This is a genomic window from bacterium (assembly GCA_016708315.1).
GTDB lineage: Bacteria > Zixibacteria > MSB-5A5 > CAIYYT01 > CAIYYT01 > JADJGC01.
In genome coordinates this window covers 17874-38704 of the sequence record JADJGC010000015.1, presented here as the reverse complement: position 1 = coordinate 38704, position 20831 = coordinate 17874, and the positions used below count along the sequence as shown (strand labels likewise).

General features: G+C 52.1%; 4 protein-coding genes. All 4 read left to right on the top strand.

Annotated features, from left to right (window positions below):
• The first annotated feature begins 87 nt into the window (after positions 1 to 87).
• Positions 88 to 2370 carry a T9SS type A sorting domain-containing protein gene (locus IPH59_11345; GenBank protein MBK7092293.1) on the top strand — a complete coding sequence of 761 codons (2283 nt, stop codon included), beginning with the start codon at positions 88 to 90 and terminating at the stop codon, positions 2368 to 2370.
• 106 nt (positions 2371 to 2476) lie between these two features.
• Positions 2477 to 14815 carry a tandem-95 repeat protein gene (locus IPH59_11340; protein ID MBK7092292.1) on the top strand — a complete coding sequence of 4113 codons (12339 nt, stop codon included), beginning with the start codon at positions 2477 to 2479 and terminating at the stop codon, positions 14813 to 14815.
• 48 nt (positions 14816 to 14863) lie between these two features.
• The gene (locus IPH59_11335) at positions 14864 to 18022 is read left to right on the top strand and encodes an IPT/TIG domain-containing protein (protein MBK7092291.1); all 3159 of its coding nucleotides are present in this window, start codon (positions 14864 to 14866) and stop codon (positions 18020 to 18022) included.
• Entirely contained in the window at positions 18003 to 20717 is a 2715-nt protein-coding gene (locus tag IPH59_11330; GenBank protein MBK7092290.1) for a hypothetical protein, read from the top strand. Before IPH59_11335 ends, IPH59_11330 begins: the two co-directional genes overlap by 20 nt.
• Positions 20718 to 20831: the final 114 nt, after the last annotated feature.

The following is a 20831-nucleotide window of genomic DNA, read 5'->3' as shown; positions in this document are numbered from 1 at the left end:
TGCTACACAGAATCGACTAATACACCTGCCGCGAATGCGGGGCAGGATACTTATACAGGATATAATTTTCTATTCAGAGGTAGTACTATGATGAAACGAATTCTTCCGCTCCTGCTATTGATAGCACTGGCGGCATTGATTTCGCCCAGCAGCGCCGTCGCGCAACCGGTGATTTCGGATGCAGATACTTTTCGGGTGGTAAACACGCAAGGTGCACCCGGTACGGTGGTGCCCATCAAATTGCACATTGCCAACGGTAGTGCGACGCTATTGGGATTCACCGCGTTTGTAATCATCGATACGAGCAAGATTACGTTCGAAGGTACGGTCGATGGCGGTACTTTCTTCGTCACTACATCGCTGATTAATCGTGGTATACCGAACGTGTTCAACTTCCAGAACTTGGTCATGGCCGCGACTGACTCGACCCACGGCTCGATTATTGCGGCAGGTGATGGAACGGCTGGATCGATTCCAATCGGTAGCGGGAACGTGCTCCAATTCAATGTAAGAATTAAGCCGAACATTCCTCTCGGTACCGCTACTCAGATTACAATCTGGAGCCCCAACGATTTCTTTGGCTCGGCTGATCCCAGGCGATGTCAGTACTCGGACGCTTCAGGTTTGAATACAATCCTGCCGACGATCATTTCCGGTACACTTGATATTGACACCGGCGTCGTAATAGATCCCGATCCGGATGATCCGGTGCCTCCGGTGATTGCGGCAATTTCGCCGAACAGCTATAATGTCAATACCGGCACACAGATTTCATTTCAAGTATCAGCCTCTGATGCCAACTCCCCGCAGCCGATTACTCTGAGCGCCAGCGGGCTCCCGTCGGGAGCGCAATTCGGATCAAGCGGTTCAGTGAGCGGCAACGGTTCGACCAGCGGCACATTCAGTTGGACGCCAAATGCGTCGCAAACTGGTCAATACATTATAACATTCAGCTGCGTCGATAATACTCCATTGCAAGCGACTCAGCGACAAGTCACAATCAACGTTGGATCAGTTGTAATTGTCGGGGATCAGATATTCACGGTCTCAAAACCGGGTCTTGGTCCGATTGCCGGAGGTACGCCGGGGCTGGCTGGAATTAGTATTCCGGTGAACCTGGCTTCTACTCGAGATGTTTACGGTATCCAATACGACTTCGTGTATAACCCGAACGTGCTGATAATCGACTCGCTCGTGCCGACGGTTCGCTTAACGAACTTCACCGTCTATGACAATATCGGCGATACACCGGGACGAATTCGCGTGGTCGCGTTTGGTCTCAACAACGAGAAAGTCATCACCGGGCCGACTTCGGCTATCTCAGACTTCTGGGTGACAGTTCGCGGCAGCGCGCCGGTCGGTCAGTCGAAGATCAAATTCGAAAACGCATTTGAGGCAATCAGCCCTGATCCGTTCCAGCCATCGATTGCGCTTGAAGCCGACACCAACGGTGTATTCGTAGTTGATCCGGGTGGCGACGTCAACGGTGACGGACGCGTCGATATCGCGGACATGGTTATTGTCGTGGGTTACATCATTGGCGACATCGATTTGAATCTTCGCCAGTTTACTGCAGCCGACATGAATCGCGACACGTTTGTTGATGTCATCGATCTGCAGGCGATTATCAATCAGGTATTCGGCGGTACGACACCGGCGCCGGGCAACTGGACCGGCGACGAAGCAGAGCTTGACCTGAGTCGTCCGATCTCAGGAGAATCGACAGAGACACTCGAAATGAGCGCTCAACTGCCGACGGATATTGCCGGCGTTCAAGTAAAGGTCTCCTACAATCCAGACAAAATCCATATTCGTACGCCGCGCAAAGCCGGCCTGTCAAACGACCTTTCGCTTCAATACAGCGACAACGGTCTTGGCGATCTGGTAGTGTTGCTTTACCCGGGTCTCAGCTTGAATAAGTTCATGACTTCCGGTTCGGGCGTCATACTCGAACTGCCAATTGAACTTAACGATGGCGTTGACATCACCACGGATGATTTGAAGCTGGAATATGCTGTCATGACCGATCCGAATGCGGTGCAGATTCCGGTCAAGAATTTGAACCGGACCTCGCCGTTGCCGGGACCTTTCACATTGAACCAGAACTATCCGAACCCGTTCAATCCTGAAACGAGCATTGAATTTGAGATTAATCCGACGTCAGCAGGAAAACAAGCGCGTCTGGTAGTCTATAACCTGCTCGGACAGCCGATTAATACTATAGTGGACGAGCCCTTAGCTGCCGGTCCGCACACTTTCAAGTGGAACGGAATTTCGAGCGATGGGCAGAAGGTCGCGTCGGGAGTTTACTTCTATCGTCTTACGATAGGAGATCACTCGCAGACGAAGAAGATGGTTCTGCTTAAGTAAGATAGTCGCGTCGGGAGCGAGCCGAAGTACACATACGCGCTCGCTCCCGAATGCGCTTGCACTGAAGCAGGCGCGCATGGTGATGCACAGATAATGGGAGTAATAGATGCAGATTGGTAATGCTATGCAGAAACGAACGATTCACGGCCGGTTTCCTCGCCTGCCGCTTTTGGTTTATGTAACCACAATGTTGCTCTTCCTCGGAAGCAACTCGCAAGCGGCCTCAGTAAAGAATGTTCAGACGGGCGAAGTGACATTTACAGCGGCGACGCAGAATGTCACGATCACTTCAGTTGATCTCACCAAGTCGATTTTGATATTCAGCGAACGAAACAGCCTGCCATCTCCCCAGGAAGGGTCTGTTCGCGGTCAATTGACGAGTGCGACCAATCTGCGTTTGGCAAAAAACACCGGCAGCGGTTCAGTAACCGTGCGCTGGTATGTTGCTGAGTTTGATTCAGGAGTTACGGTTCAACGCGGTACCACGACGCTTGGTGCGGCAACAGTGAATCAGGCAATCACAAGTGTCAATCTTGCCGAGAGCTTTGTAATTGTGAGCAAAGACAAGTCTGGCACCGGATTCAGCAATGATGACTTTGGCCGTGCGCGGTTGACTTCATCAACGAACCTGGAATTCGCCACTAACGGCGGTTCGGGCGGCAATGCCGAGTGGCAAGTCGTGAGTTTCCCGGGAGCGAGCGTTCAGCGTAACCTGACGTCGATGACAACTGGCACAGCTACGTCTACACCGACGATTTCTTCGGTCGACCTGAGCCGTTCAATTTTACTCTATAGCTACCATGCCGCAAGCGGGACTGCCGCCAACATCGGCCAAAAGATGCTTCGCGGTAGATTCAATTCTGCTACCCAATTAGAATTCACTCGCGACAATACTGGTGCAGCATTAAGCATTGCCTGGGAAGCGATTCAGCTTCCGATTGGCAACACGGTCCAGAATGCCATTTCGAGCTTTAGCGGCACGACGACGCAAAATGATGTTACAATATCTGCAGTCAATCTCGCCCGCGCGATAGCGTTTTCGGCAAATCAATCGATGTACGGCAACAGCTGGGGGCGCACAAGTTACAGCGCTGACGATAACCCCGGTATGTCATCGTTTACACACCAGTTGTTAAACACGACAACCCTAAGACTACAGCGGGCTACCAGTAGCAGCGGTACAACGTCTTCCGTGAACTACTTCGTAGTGAACTTCGCGCGCGCCGGATCAGCGCCGGTCTTGGCATCGATTGGTCCCCGCAACGTCAACGAAGGTGCCAATCTCAATTTCGGCGTTTCAGCTACAGACGCTGATGGTACGACACCGGCACTCAGTGCAGTCAACGTGCCGACTAATGCGACATTTACGGACAATGGCAATGGCACCGGGACATTCAATTTCAATCCGAATTTCACTCAGAGCGGTGTATTCAATGTCACATTCATAGCATCTGATGGAACGCTGGCTGATAGTGAAGTCGTAGCGATTACGGTCAACAATGTCAATCGTGCGCCGGTATTGGCGACAATCGGACCACGCAACGTCAACGAAAATGCGAACCTGAATTTCAACTCGTCTGCAACTGACGCGGATGGAACCACGCCAACCATGAGCGCGGTGAATCTTCCTTCTGGTGCGACATTCGTCAACAACGGCAATGGTACCGGGACATTCAACTTTACGCCGAACTTCACTCAGTCGGGTGTTTTCAATGTCACATTCATCGCTTCTGATGGAACGCTTGCTGATAGTGAAGTAGTCGCGATTACGGTTAACAATGTCAACCGTGCGCCGGTATTGGCTGCCATAGGTGCGAAGAATGTTGCCGAGGGCGCGAATCTGAATTTTGCGATTACTGCTTCTGATCCGGACGCTACAACGCCGACCTTTACTGCGGTTGGCACACCGGCAAATGCAACTCTGACCGACAATGGCAACGGCACTGCGACTTTCAATTTCAATCCTAACTTCACACAAAGCGGCCTATTCAACGTGACCTTTATCACATCTGACGGCGCGCTTGCGGACAGCGAAGTGGTTGCTATCACAGTCACCAACACCAATCAGGCTCCGGTTCTGGCAGCGATTGGACCCCGAAATGTCAACGAGGGCGCTAATCTCAATTTTGCGGTAAGTGCCAGCGATCTTGACGGCACGACCCCGACGCTGGTGGCAGAGAACGTACCCGCAAATGCGAGCTTCACAGATAATGGCAATGGGACGGGGACATTTGACTTTGATCCGGACTTCACGCAATCGGGCAACTATAACGTTCGATTTATTGCTTCAGACGGAGTTCTGAGCGACACCGAAGTGGTCGTCGTTACGGTAAACGACCTGAGTCTGCCTCCAGTACTGGCGGCTATCGGTCCGAAGAGTGTTGATGAAAATGCGAATTTGAATTTCAACGTTTCGGCTTCCGATCCAGATCTGACTACTCCAACTCTGACGGCTGTTGGCGTCCCAGCCAATGCGACTTTTACCGACAATGGTAATGGTACCGGCACGTTCGACTTTGATCCTGATTTCACGCAAGCCGGTGTGGTTAATGTGACATTCATCGCTTCTGATGGTGCTTTGGCCGACAGCGAGGTCGTTGCGATTACGGTTAACAATGTCAACCGTTCGCCGGTATTGGCAGCAATCGGTCCGCGTAACGTCAATGAAAATGCGAATTTGAACTTCAATTCATCAGCGACTGATCCGGACGGCACGATTCCGACCATGAGCGCGGTGCACCTGCCATCTGGTGCGACATTCATTGACAACGGTAATGGCACGGGTACTTTCAACTTCACTCCGAGTTTCGCTCAGGGCGGCGTCTTCAACGTGACATTCGTCGCCTCTGATGGTGTGCTTGCCGATAGTGAGGTCGTTGTGATTACGGTCAACAACGTCAATCGTGCGCCGGTGCTTGCAGCAATCGGACCGCGCAACGTCAACGAAAATGCAAATCTGAACTTCAATACATCGTCAACTGATCCTGACGGAACATCGCCGACGATGACGGCTGTAAACCTGCCGGTCGGGTCAAGTTACACCGACAACGGCAACGGGACAGCGACCTTCAATTTTACTCCGAGCTTCACTCAGTCGGGCGTTTACAATGTGACATTTATCGCCTCAGATGGGGCAATTGCCGACAGCGAATTGGTCGCGATAACTGTCAATGATGTCAACCGCGCGCCGGTGCTTGCGAGCGTCGGTCCCCGATCGGTAACTGAGGGCGCCAATCTCAACTTCGGCGTAAGCAGCAGTGATGCCGATGGTGGAACTCCGGTATTGAGCGCGGTCAATGTTCCGCTCAATGGCAACTTCACCAACAACGGCAATGGCACGGGCACGTTCAACTTTAACCCGACTTTTGTCCAAGCCGGTGTTTACAATGTTACGTTCATTGCTTCCGACGGTGTGCTTGCCGATAGCGAAGTTGTTGCAATAACAGTCAACGAAGCCGGTAACCAAAGACCGGTGTTGGCGGCGATCGGTCCGAAGAACGTGAACGAGAACTCCAATCTTGCATTCGCGACCTCAGCTACGGACCTTGACGGAACAAATCCGGCGATGACAGTCGTTGGGCTGCCGTTGAATGCAACCTACACAGATAATGGAAACGGTACAGCATCGTTCAGCTTTACGCCGGACTTCACGCAAAGCGGCGTTCACAATTTGATATTCATCGCGTCGGATGGCTTGCTTGCCGACAGCGAGACGGTAGCAATCACGGTAAACAATGTGAATCTTGCACCGGTGCTTGCCGCTATCGGACCTAAGAATGTTAATGAAAATGCGAATTTGAACTTCGGTGTGTCGGCATCTGATCCAGATGTGACTACACCGGTCCTGACAGCGCTCAACGTGCCGCTCAATGCGACATTCAGCGACAATGGCAATGGCACGGGTACGTTCGATTTCAACCCGAGCTTCACGCAATCGGGCGTCTTCAACGTCACGTTCATCGCTTCTGATGGGGCATTGGCAGACAGTGAAGTTGTCGCTATTACAGTGAACAATGTCAATCGTGCGCCGGTATTGGCGAGTGTCGGTCCACGCAACGTCGATGAAGGCGCGAATTTGAACTTCGCCATATCCGCCAGCGATGCAGACGGTGCAACTCCGACGCTTACAGCGCTTGGTGTACCGACGAATGCGACATTCACAGATAACGGCAATGGCAGCGGAACGTTCGACTTTGATCCTGATTTCTCGCAGTCGGGTGTGTTCAATGTGACTTTCATCGCTTCTGATGGGTCACTGGCCGACAGCGAAGTTGTCGCCATCACAGTAAACAATGTCAATCGCGCGCCAGTGCTTGCGGCTATTGGTTCTCGCAATGTCTCTGAAGGCAACAATCTCAATTTCAATATCTCGTCAAGCGATCCGGATGGCGCCATACCTGTACTGACTGCCGAAAACGTCCCATTGAATGCGACGTTTACCGACAATGGCAACGGAACCGGAACTTTCGATTTTGATCCTGATTTCACGCAAAGCGGCATCTACAATGTGCGATTCATCTCATCCGATGGAGCTCTGGCAGATAGCGAAGTCGTGGCGATTACCGTAACCGATTTCAATCGTGCGCCGGTATTGGCGGCAATCGGTCCGAAGAATGTCAATGAGAATGCGAATCTAAATTTTGGTGTCAGCGCAAGCGACCTTGATTTGACGACACCGACGCTGACCGCTGTCGGTACGCCGTTAAATGCAACGTTCACAGATAACGGCAATGGAACGGGTACATTTGATTTCAATCCGAGTTTCGCGCAAGCCGGTGTTTTCAATGTGACGTTTATCGCGTCGGACGGCGTTGCCGCTGATAGCGAAGTCGTTGCAATCACCGTGAACAACGTGAATCGAGCCCCAGTGTTGGCGAGCATTGGTCCGCGCAATGTCAATGAAGGTGCGAATCTGAATTTCGTTGCTTCGTCAAATGATCCGGATGGCAATTTCGCGGCATTGAGTGCACTGAATGTTCCGCTGAATGCGACATTCATCGACAACGGCAATGGTACCGGGACCTTTGACTTTGATCCGGACTTTGCTCAATCGGGCGTATTCAATGTGACGTTCATTGCTTCCGATGGTACACTTGCCGACAGCGAAGTCGTTGCAATTACGGTGACGAATGTCAATCAGGCGCCGGTATTGGCGGCTATTGGGGCTCGCAATGTCTCTGAAGGCGACAATCTGAATTTCAACATCTCAGCGAGCGATTTTGACGCTACAACACCGACACTCACTGCAGAGAATGTTCCGCTCAATGCGACGTTTACAGACAATGGCAATGGCACAGGGACATTTGACTTCGATCCAGACTTTACACAGAGCGGCGTCTACAACGTTCGATTTGTCGCATCAGACGGATTGCTGGCGGATACCGAGCTTGTTGCAATCACTGTGACTGAATTCAATCGAGCTCCGGTCCTGGCGACAATCGGACCCAAGAATGTAAATGAGAATGCGAATCTCAACTTTGGAGTTAGCGCAAGCGATCTTGATCTGACAACTCCGACTCTTACGGCCGTTGGTACACCATTGAACGCGACTTTCACAGACAATGGCAACGGTACCGGAACATTCGACTTCAATCCAGATTTTACACAAGCCGGCGTTTTCAATGTGACGTTTATCGCTTCTGACGGCGTTGCCGCCGATAGCGAAATCGTAGCGATTACTGTGAACAACGTCAATCGCGCGCCAGTACTTGCAAGCATCGGTCCGCGAAATGTCAACGAAGGCGCTGTTTTGAACTTTGCGGCATCGGCGACCGACCCGGATGTTACGACTCCGGTCATGACGGCTGTTGGCGTTCCGCTCAATGCGACATATACCGACAATGGCAATGGTACCGGCACATTCAACTTCAGCCCTGATTTCACACAGTCGGGAGTTTTCAATGTGACGTTCATCGCTTCGGACGGATCACTGGCTGACAGCGAAGTCGTAGCGATTACAGTTAATAATGTAAATCGTGCGCCGGTATTGGCGACGATTGGTCCGAGGAGTGTTGACGAAGGCGCGAACCTGAATTTTGCAATCTCGTCGAATGACCCTGATGGCGCAATTCCCACGCTCGTTGCAGAAAATGTTCCGCTCAATGCGACCTTTACGGACAACGGCAACGGAACCGGCACATTCGATTTTGATCCCGATTTTACACAAAGCGGAATATACAATGTGCGCTTCATCGCGTCTGACGGGCTTCTAGCAGACAGCGAAGTTGTCGCCGTTACAGTAACAGAATTCAATCGTGCGCCGGTGCTTGCAGCAATCGGACCGAAGAGTGTTGATGAAGGTACGAATCTCAATTTCAGCATCAGCGGCAGCGACATCGATTTATCGACTCCAGCGTTGACAGCGATTGGCGTACCAGCTAATGCGACGTTCATCGACAACGGTGACGGCACTGGCACATTCAACTTCAATCCGAGCTACACTCAAGCCGGCGTCATCAATGTGACATTCATCGCCTCGGACGGCGCGCTTACAGACAGCGAAGTGGTAGCGATTACGGTAAATGATATCAATTTGCCGCCGGTCCTTGCGGCGATCGGACCACGAAACGTCAACGAAAACGCCAATTTGAATTTCGGTGTGTCGGCGACTGATCCGGAAGCTTCAATTCCTAGTTTGACCGCCCTCAATGTTCCCGTGAACGCGACATTCACCGACAACGGTAATGGCACGGGTACATTCAATTTCAATCCGAGCTTTTCGCAAGCCGGTGTGATCAACGTGACGTTCATCGCGTTCGATGGTATTCTTGCAGACAGCGAAGTAGTCGCAATCACTGTGAACAATGTCAATCGAGCGCCGGTGTTAGCGGCAGTCGGTCCAAGAAATGTGACCGAGGGCGCGAATCTGAACTTCGTTGTCAATGGCAGCGACCCTGACGGTAACATCCCCACGATAGTTGCGCAGAACTTGCCGCTCAATGCCACTTTTGCAGACAACGGCAATGGAACGGGCACATTCAATTTCAACCCGACCTTTGTGCAAGCGGGCGTTTACAATGTAAGATTCATCGTTTCCGATGGGACCCTTGCTGACAGCGAGTTGGTCGCGATTACGGTTAATGAAGCCGGTAATCAGCGCCCGGTGCTGACGGCAATTGGACCCCGCAGTGTGACTGAGGGTCAGAATCTTACATTCAACATCTCGGCGACGGATGCTGACGGATCGTTGCCGACATTCAGCGGAGCAAACATCCCGCTCAATGCCAGTTTGATCAACAACGGCAACGGAACGGCGACATTCACTTTTGACCCGAGTTTCGTCCAGTCGACGAATTATTTGATCACATTCATAGCTTCAGATGGTGTATTGGCAGACAGCGAAGTCGTGACGATCACTGTCAACGACGCAGGCAATCAGCGCCCGGTGCTCGCGCCAATTGGTCCGCAAACGACCGGCGAAGGCGTCTTACTATCGTTAGTGCTTTCCGCGTCAGATGCCGATCAGACAATACCCGGATTTATTGCATTCGGACTTCCGGCCAATTCGTCGCTGAGCGACAACGGAAATGGCACGGCCACTTTCTCGTTTACACCGAATTTCACTCAGGCGGCAATTTACAATGTGATCTTCGTCGCTTTTGACGGATCGCTTGCCGATTCCGAAACGGTGACCATAACTGTAACCAATACCAACCGCGCACCGGTGCAGGCTGCAATTGGTGCAAAATCGGTAGCTGAAGGCGGAACGCTTAGTTTCGCAACCTCGGCAACCGACCCCGATGGTCCGATTCCGGTTTTAACTGCTCTCAATGTTCCGGTAAACGCCAACTACACCAACAACGGCAATGGCACCGGCTCGTTTACGTTCAACCCGAACTTCAGTCAAGCCGGTGTTTACAATGTGACATTCATCGCGTCCGACGGCAATCTCGCCGACTCGGAGGTGGTAGCCATATCAGTCACCGGTACAAACCTGACGCCGGTTTTGGCATCAATCGGTCCGCGTTCGGTTACCGAAGGCGCTAATCTGACATTCAACATTTCAGCTACAGATCCGGATGGAACGACGCCAACTCTTTCCGCACTCAGTGTGCCGCTCAACGCGATCTTTGTGGACAATGGCAATGGTACCGGAACGATTGATTTCGATCCGAGCTTTATTCAGGCGGGAGTCTATAACGTCACATTCATCGCCTCTGACGGACTTCTTGCAGACAGCGAAGTAGTCGCGATTACGGTCAACGAAGCCGGCAATCAGACGCCAGTCTTGACGGCGATTGGCCCCAAGAGTGTGACCGAAGGGCAGTTGTTGACGTTCATTGCTACTGCAAGTGATCCAGATCAGACTACTCCAACTCTGACGGCTGTGAACTTGCCGGCAGGCGCGAGTTTCGTTGACAATAGCAACGGCGCAGGCTCATTCAACTTCACACCGAATTTCACTCAGGCCGGTGTCTACAACGTGAGTTTCATCGCCTCTGATGGTGCGCTTGCGGACACAGAGGTTGTAGCGATTACAGTTAACGAGGCCGGCAATCAACGCCCGGTGCTGGCGGCGATTGGCGCACAATCCGCAACAGAAGGAGTGACACTCAATTTCGCTGCTTCAGCAACTGACGCTGATGCGACCACTCCGCTCCTGACTGCGGTTGGATTGCCGATTAATGCAAGCTTCAATGACAACGGCAACGGAACAGGCGCATTCAGTTTTACGCCGGACTTCCTGCAAGCTGGAGTCTACAATGTGACCTTCATCGCGTCTGATGGAGTTCTTGCAGACTCCGAAGTAGTGGTCATAACCGTGTTTGATGCAGGAAACCAGGCGCCGGTATTGGCGGCGATCGGTCCGAGAAGTGTCACAGAAGGTGCCAACCTGAATTTCAATATCTCCGCCACCGATGCAGACGCAACTACGCCTTCGTTGGTAGCGCAGAGCTTGCCTGCAAACGCGAGCTTCGTAGATAACGGCAATGGTACCGGAACATTCGACTTCAATCCGAGCTATGTGCAAGCTGGCGTTTACAACGTACGCTTCATCGCCGGCGATGGCGCTTTGGCGGATACTGAAGTTGTCGCGATAACAGTTAATGAAGCCGGTAACCAAAGACCGGTGCTCGCCTCAATTGGTGCTAAGAACGTTAATGAGGGCGGGAATCTGAATTTTGGTATTTCAGCCTCTGATCTTGATCTGACTGTCTTGACGCTTTCTGCCGCGAGCGTGCCTGCAAATGCGACGTTCACTGACAACGGCAATGGCACAGGGACATTCAACTTCAGCCCGAGCTTTACCCAAGCAGGTGTTTTCAATGTGACGCTCATTGCGTCTGATGGCGCACTTGCTGATAGCGAAGTCGTTGCGATTACAGTCAACCAGGTAAACCTTTCGCCGGTGCTCGCCGCGATTGGACCCAAGGTCGTCGCCGAAGGTGCTAACTTGAACTTCAATGCGACAGCCACAGATCCGGATGCAACGATTCCGACTTTGACAGCGCTCAATGTACCGACGAATGCCACGTTCACAGACAACGGCAACGGCAGCGGGACCTTGAACTTCAATCCCAACTTCACGCAGAGCGGTGTCTACAACGTGACATTCATAGCATCAGACGGTGTGCTCGCTGATTCTGAAGTTGTTGCCATCACTGTAAATGGTGTGAATCTACCGCCGGTGTTGGCGGCTATCGGACCGCGCAATGTTAATGAAGGCGCGAACCTGAACTTCAACGTTTCCGGCAGTGATCCGGATCTCAGCACACCGGCACTGTCAGCGGTCAACGTTCCGCTTAATGCGACGTTCACCGACAATGGCAATGGAACCGGAACTTTCAATTTCAGTCCGAATTTCACGCAGGCGGGCGTGTTCAATGTGACATTCATCGCGTCCGATGGTGCGCTTGCTGATAGCGAAGTCGTTGCGATAACAGTCAACAATGTCAACCTCGCTCCGGTGCTTGCCGCTATTGGACCCAAAGTCGTCGCCGAAGGCGCAAACTTGAATTTCAACGCGACGTCAACTGACCCGGATGCAACGATTCCGACATTGACGGCGCTTAACGTGCCAACAAACGCAACGTTTGTTGATAATGGCAACGGCAGTGGAACATTCGATTTCGATCCCGATTTCACGCAGGGCGGCGTCTTCAACGTGACATTTGTCGCATCAGACGGAGTGCTCGCTGATTCTGAAGTAGTGGCGATCACGGTATCGGGTGTCAATTTGCCGCCGGTTCTGGCCTCTATCGGACCACGCAATGTTAATGAGGGTGCAAACCTGAATTTCAGCGTGTCAGGAAGCGACCCTGATCTCAGTACACCGGCGTTGTCAGCAGTCAACGTTCCGCTCAATGCGACGTTTACAGACAACGGCAACGGCACTGGAACATTCAACTTCAGCCCCAACTTCACCCAGGCTGGTGTATTTAACGTTACGTTCATCGCTTCAGACGGCGCACTCGCTGATAGTGAGGTCGTAGCGATTACCGTAAATAATGTCAATCTCTCGCCGGTTTTGGCGAATATAGGTCCGCGCAACGTCAATGAGGGCGCGAATTTGAACTTCGGCGTGTCTTCCACTGATCCAGATTTGAACTTCCCGGTCCTGACCGCAGTCAACGTTCCGCTCAATGCGACGCTTACTGACAACGGTAACGGCACCGGAACATTTGATTTTGATCCGAGCTTCACGCAGGCCGGAGTTTTCAATGTGACGTTCATTGCATCCGATGGTGCGCTTGCTGATAGTGAGGTTGTTGCGATTACAGTCAACAATGTCAATCTCGCACCGGTTTTGGCCACAATCGGCCCCAAGGTTGTTGCTGAAGGTGCAAACTTGAACTTCAGCGCGACCGCAACCGATCCGGATGCGACGATTCCAACCTTGACTGCGCTCAATGTGCCGACCAATGCCACGTTCACAGATAACGGCAATGGCAGCGGGACGTTCGATTTCGATCCGGACTTTACTCAGGGTGGCGTTTATAACGTGACATTCATCGCTTCAGATGGCGTGCTCGCTGATTCTGAAGTAGTGGCGATCACGGTATCGGGTGTCAATCTACCGCCAGTGTTGGCGGCAATTGGTCCTCGTAACGTGAACGAGGGCGCAAATCTGAACTTCAGTGTTTCCGGCAGTGATCCAGACTTGAGCACGCCAGCACTGTCTGCGGTCAACGTGCCGCTCAATGCGACATTTACCGACAACGGCAATGGAACTGGGACATTTAATTTTAGTCCGAGTTTCACGCAAGCCGGAGTTTTCAGTGTGACGTTTATCGCTTCAGATGGTGCACTTGCTGATAGCGAAGTCGTCGCGATAACAGTGAACAATGTCAACCTCGCACCCGTATTGGCGACCATCGGGCCGCGCAATGTCAACGAAGGCGCGAACTTGAATTTCAATGTTACAGCAAGCGATGCTGATGCAACGACGCCGACATTAACGGCTCAGAATCTTCCCTCCAATTCGACGTTCAATGACAACGGCAATGGCACGGGAACATTCAATTTCAATCCGACCTATCTGCAAGATGGTGTCTATAACGTCAGATTCATTGCTTCTGATGGAGTACTTGCCGATACCGAGATCGTCGCAATCACGGTGTTTGATCAGGGTGGAAGCGTCCCTCCTGGCCGCGTTCCGGACTTGATGGCGCAAATCAATGGCAACGCAATACGGCTGACATGGTCGCCGATTTCGACCGACTCTGTCGGTCTGCCGACACTAATTGACCGCTACATCATCTATCGCGGCACCAGGGCGTACTTCAATCCCACGCCGGCTGAATCAATTGGTGGAGTTGCTGCAGCCATCGGTGAGTTCACGGACAATGACCTCAATGGCGCCGATGTTGTTGGTGATGCGAACACGAACTACTTCTATGCCGTCAAGGTAGTGGACCAGATTGGCCGTGTCTCGAATGTCTCCAATCGCGTGGGCGAATATGACTATCCGATGGTGATTTCACCCAGCACCGATTTCAATCTTGCGGGTCTGCCGTTTGCTAATACCGGCCTGATCACGGCACAAGATGTAATCAACTCCATGGGCGGTACGACAAATATCAACACGCTCAACAACTATATACCGTCGTCGCAGAGCTATCAGGCTCGATTTGCTGCCGGGTTCGGGACGAACTTCGCGGTAGCACCGGGTAGTGTGTTCCAGGTAAACGTGAAGACGAACTTCACGTGGTCGATTGCAGGTCGCGTGCCGGATTCCGGTTCGACCTCGTATTCGATATTGACCACGCCGACGACCGACTACTCGTTAATCATGATACCGTTTGAATTTGAGACCAACTTCCTGTTTGCACAGGATGTCATAAATAGCATACCCGGGTTGTTGAATACGCTTAACGAATTCCTACCCAGTTCTCAGTCCTACCGTTCGCGCTTCGCCGCTGGATTCGGAACGAATTTCAGCGTCAAGGCCGGACGAGTATATCAGGCAAATGCTGCGGCGAATGGGGCATTCCCAGCGCCGTAAGGCACAAGGAGTCGAAAAAATGTTTTTCTCTTATATCTGGAGGTTTCTGTGCGGTTGAAAGACTATAATCGCAAACCAAAAGCAGGCAATTGGATGCTCCTGCTAATGGTAGCGATGGCTGCGCTGCTGGTAGTACCGGCGTCGGCCTTCGCGCAGGGTTCGATATTTGGTACAGTCCAAAATTCCAATCTTTCGGTTCCGGCGGATGGGGAAATCTCATTCTTTGGATTCCTTGATGACACCGACGAAGAGATTCGCATCGAATTGTCGGATGGTGCCGGTTATCAGAGCGGAAACTGGTTTGATGATTTTCAGAATTATCTGACCGAAGCCGCCGGTAATCCCTACGATTACTATTTCGTCAACACGACGAATGGCCAGATATATCATCTTGCCAACAGCATTCCGAACAACAGTTTCCAACAAGAGAATATTGTGTTGGCAGCAGGGGCGCTTCCGGCAAGACCGACGAACGTGACGGCACGGGCGATATCCAGTACAAAGATGTTGGTAATTTGGTCGGGCTCTGCCGGATCGACTTATCACGTTTATCGCCGCCTCTCGAGCTCGAACGGATCCTTCTTCCGTGTGGACAACCCGGCTGGAAGCTTGGCCAATGCCGGTGTAGTCGATACATTTTTCGTGGATGCCACTGTTGATGGCGCGTCATCTTATACCTACGTCGTCATCGCTCAGAATGCCGGTCAGTACTCAGCACATTCTGCGCTGGCATCAGCAAGCGCTGGATTGCTGACTGCACCGATCGTAACTTCCATAGCTCCCGCGACCGGACCTTCGGTTGGTGGAACTGCCGTCACAATTTTCGGCTCCGGTTTTGACAATTCCGGTGTAACAGTGACAATTGACGGCAATCCGGCTGCTTCGGTAGCAGTCGTGTCCGCTGGCCGTATTACTGCGGTAACGCCCTCCGGTGTCGGGCCGGCTGATGTTGTTGTTAGCAACAATTCAGCGGCACTTGCCGGGACACTTCCCAATGGATTTAATTACTTTGCCAATACAGCGCCGGTTGCTAATGCCGGACCTGACCAATTGGGAAGATTTAAGAATACACTGATTACACTCACCGGTCTTGGATCGACCGACGTTGATCTGGACAGCTTGACCTACAACTGGTTGCAGACCTCGGGACCCGCAGTGATTCTCTCGAGTGGGACCGCAGCTCAACCGACATTCACCGCAAATGCAAATGGCGATTATTTCTTCCGCCTGGTAGTGAACGATGGAGTAACGAATTCTATTCCTGACACGGTCCGTGTGCAAGTTGTGGAGCGTGCTCCGGTACTTGCGGCAATTGGACCGCGCAACGTAATTGAAGGCGCCAATCTCAACTTTATCGCAACAGCCGCTGATGCCGATGGCACGACTCCTGTCATGTCGGCGATAAATCTGCCGCTCAATGCGACATTCATCAACAACGGCAACGGTACCGGTACATTCAATTTCAATCCGACATTCGTTCAAGCAGGCGTTTACAACGTCACGTTCATCGCCTCTGACGGAATCCTTGCGGACTCTGAAGTTGTGGCAATTACCGTTAATGAGGCCGGAAATCAACGACCGGTTCTTGCGGCAATTGGTCCACGTAATATCACTGAAGGTTTGAACCTGAATTTCAATACCAGTGCGTCTGATCCGGATGCAACGACTCCAACATTCAGTGCGGTCGGTATTCCCGCCAACGCGACCTACGTCGATAACGGCAACGGGACAGCGACATTTAACTTCAATCCGAACTTTACCCAAGCCGGTGTGTTCAATGTCACGTTCATCGCAACTGACGGAACACTTGCCGATTCTGAAGTTGTGGCTATAACGGTCATTGACAGCGGCAACCAACGGCCAGTTTTGGCGGCTATCGGTCCGCGCAGTGTGACTGAAGGTGCCAATTTGAACTTCATTGCCACTGCAACTGATCCAGATGCAACGACTCCGACGCTGACAGCAGTCAACGTACCGCTCAATGCGACGTTTGTTGACAACGGTAACGGCAGCGGCACATTCAATTTCAATCCGAGCTTTGTGCAATCTGGAATTTTCAATGTGACGTTTATTGCCAGTGACGGCGGACTCGCCGATAGCGAAGTCGTGGCGATCACTGTCAACGATGCCGGCAATCAAAGACCGGTTCTTGCGGCTATTGGACCACAACTGGTCAATGAAGGCGCCAATCTGAATTTCAATGCCAGCGCAATTGATCCCGATGGTACAACGCCGACACTCACGGCAACGGGATTGCCCGTCGGTGCAACATTCAACAACAACGGTGATGGCACTGGCACTTTCAATTTTTCGCCGACATTCGCGCAGTCGGGCATCTACAATGTGACATTTATCGCAACTGACGGTGTGCTTGCCGATAGCGAGGTTGTTGCAGTCAGTGTCAATGATGCCGGAAATCAGGCGCCGGTTCTTACAACAATTGGACCGCGCAACGTCAATGAGGGCGCGGTTTTGAACTTCAACATCAACGCCGGTGACCCCGATTCGAGCATTCCGACATTGTCGGCCGTCGGCGTTCCTACCAATGCCAGTTTTGTCGATAACGGCAACGGAACCGGAACATTCAACTTTGCGCCGGACTTTACTCAGGCCGGCGTGTTCAATGTTACGTTCATAGCATCTGACGGCTTCTTGGCAGATTCCGAAGTAGTAGCCGTAACTGTCAACGAGATGAATCGTCCGCCAGTGCTCGCAGCAATTGGCGCACAGAACGTTACTGAAGGCGTGTTGCTGAGCTTTAGTGCGACTGCAACTGACCTTGATGCGACAATTCCGACGTTGACAGCCGTGAACCTTCCACTGAATGCAACCTTTGTTGACAATGCCAACGGCAGCGGTTCGTTCAATTTCACTCCCGGGTTCAATCAGGCGGGAGTCTTCAATGTGACATTCATCGCTTCCGATGGCTTGTTGGCCGATTCGGAAGTTGTCGCGATTACTGTAATCGACGCTGGAAACCAACGACCGGTTTTGGCGACAATCGGTAACCGGGCGATTCAGGAAGGCAATGTCCTTCAGTTCCGCTTAAGCGCAACTGACGGCGACGGCGCAATTCCCTCGTTGGCGGCATTCACGATTCCTGCCAATGCGATATTTGTAGACTCCACCAACGGAGCAGGTTCATTCACATTCTCGCCGAACTTCAACCAGGCGGGGAGTTTACAACGTGTTGTTCGTTGCCAGTGATGGCGTCTTAGCAGATAGCGAGAGTGTCCAGATTACCGTAGGCGAAGCAGGAAATCTGCCGCCGGTACTCGACTCGATCGGTACCAAGCAGATTGCCGAGGGCAACATCCTGACCTTCCGTGTCCATGCGACGGACGAAGCCGGGACACCAAATCTTCTGGTGAATACGTTGATGAACAACTATGTCTTCGTCGATTCAGGCAACGGCGCCGGTTCGTTTACCTATTCGCCGAACTACTTCGATGCCGGAACCGATACAGTGACTTTCTTCGCGCTTGACGACGATGGCGCTGTCGATCAAGAGAAGGTTGCGATTACGACGCTGGATATCAATCGCGCTCCGAAGATCTCACCAATTGCCAACGTGACGGCAGTGCCCGGAGATTCAGTTAAGATTCACGTAGTCGCGACTGACTCAACCGACGCCAATGGCGGACGTCTCTACTTGCTCGCTTTAGCCAAGCCGACTACTGCGGTATTTACTGATTCAACCAATAATCGCGGGTCACTTCGCTGGTTGCCGACAGCAAGTGATACCGGCATTCATCAGTTTATCGTCTTGTGTACTGACGATGAATCGCCGGCGTTGAGTTCGCGCGACACCGCTACTATCACGGTGCAGGTAACCAACCAAGCACCGGTGTTGGCGGCGATTGGCACGAAGTCGGTAGCGGAAGGGCAGATGCTTGAGTTCCGAATTTCTGCAACCGACCCGGATGGATCTACTCCATTCTTCTATGCTCAGAGTGTTCCTCAGAATGCTATCCTGATCGATTCTGCCAACGGTGCGGGATCATTCCGATTCCAGCCCAGCTTCACGCAGTCAGGATTGTATTCGGTCAAGATATTTGCCTCGGACGGCAACAAGACTGACAATGAGACTGTTCTGATACAGGTTACGAATGTGCCGCAACCGCCAATACTTGTTGTTCCGGCGGATACGCAATTTGTGACCGAGGGCGAGATTCTTGCGTTCCAGATCAGTGCCACCGATCCTGACGGCACAATTCCGCAGTTGAAGATTGATTCGCTGCTTGTACCGCCGCTCAATTCGGTCTTTGTGGATTCCGGTAACGGCAGAGGATCATTTACATTTGCGCCGGTCTTTGTGCAGGCCGGTCTCTATGACCTGACGTTTATCGCAACTGATGGCCAGAGGTCTGATACAGAGCTTGTGGTCGTCAACGTTGAAGAGGCGGGCAATCAAACGCCGGTCCTTGCAGTGCGAAGAAACACGACCGTCTTGAACGATCTTGATACTGTCACTGTGATCGAAGGCGATCTGATTAATTTGACTTTGACTTCATCAGACGCCGATAGTGTTACCGCGAATCTGGATTCAAGCACACCGCTACCGTGGACAAGTACATTTACGGATAATGGAAACGGGACTGCGGCTTTTGAGTGGCAGACTGCGAACTTGCAGTTAGGCATCTATGTGGTTGTTTTCTACGCTATCGATGGCGCGGACAACCAGATAATCGACACTTCGCGCGTTGTGTTGAGGGTCAACGATTCGCCAATTGCACCCGACCAGCCTAATTATACACCGCTTCTGACTTGTCCAATTCCCGCAGATTGCGGAACGCGAATAGTAGCAGAAGGCAATACGGTGAACATCACCTTTTACTCGAACGACGCTGATGAAACGGATCCAATTTTGACGGCAAAGTTGTTTACTGTCAGTGGAAATGATACCACGATTCTGTTTGCCCAGCCATTGCCTGCCAATATGAGTGTGAATGATATGGGCGATACGGCGGTCTTCACATTCAGCCCCAATTTCCAGCAAGCTGGAAGCTATAAGGTTGTTATGCTGGCGATAGATCAGACAAATGCGAATCTGTATCGATATTCGCCGTGGACATTTAGTGTTACCAACGTATCGGTACCGCCGGTTCTGAACCCGATTGGGTCGCTCTCGGTTCTTGAGGGCCAGACTCTTGATATCAATATCACGGGTTCCGATCCAGATGGTCTACCTGTGAATCTTACATCATCCGCACTTCCGTCCGGAGCGACATTTACGGCTCTTACGGGTCAACCTGCAGGCACAGCAACATCTCGGTTGCTCTACACACCGGGATTTACCGCTGCCGGCGTGTATAACCTCGTATTCCGAGTCAGGGAGGCAACCCCGCCGTTAGTCGACACCGAGATGGTCGTCTTGACCGTTATCGAAGCCGGCCCACAGTCGCCCGTGCTCGTGAACTTGAACGCGAGCTACACGGTAAACATCAATTCAGACATTCTCAGGCTCTATCTGCGCTCGTCTGATGTCGATAGTCCACCGGCAGCCCTATCAGTGTCAGGTCAGCCAATAGCGCCGTGGAACGCTGTATTGGTCGATTCCGGTAACGGACGAGGAAGCTATACTCTCGACCCGATACCAAACCAAAAGGACTCGGTCTATAACCTGCGCTTCATAGCTCTAAGCGGCGACGGGCGAGCAGATACCATGTTTACGAGCATATCAGTCATCGACGGCATTTGCGGAGATGCCGACGGATCCATGGCGATTTCGATTGCCGACGTGGTACATTTGATCAACTACATCTTCTCAGGCGGAGCCGCTCCGGCAACCGTCCGAGGAGGCGATCCCGACTGCAGCGGTGCGACCAGCGTTGCGGACGTGGTCTATCTGATTAGTTACATCTTTGGCGGCGGAGCGGCGCCCTGCGCAAGCTGCCCGTAAGCTATCCAACAGGATAGGCCGACTTACTCTTTCAAGCGGATCCTTCAAGGGTCCGCTTGAGCTTTTTAGGGGCAAAAATGGGCTGCGCAATGGCCCCAAAACGGCGTTATCCAG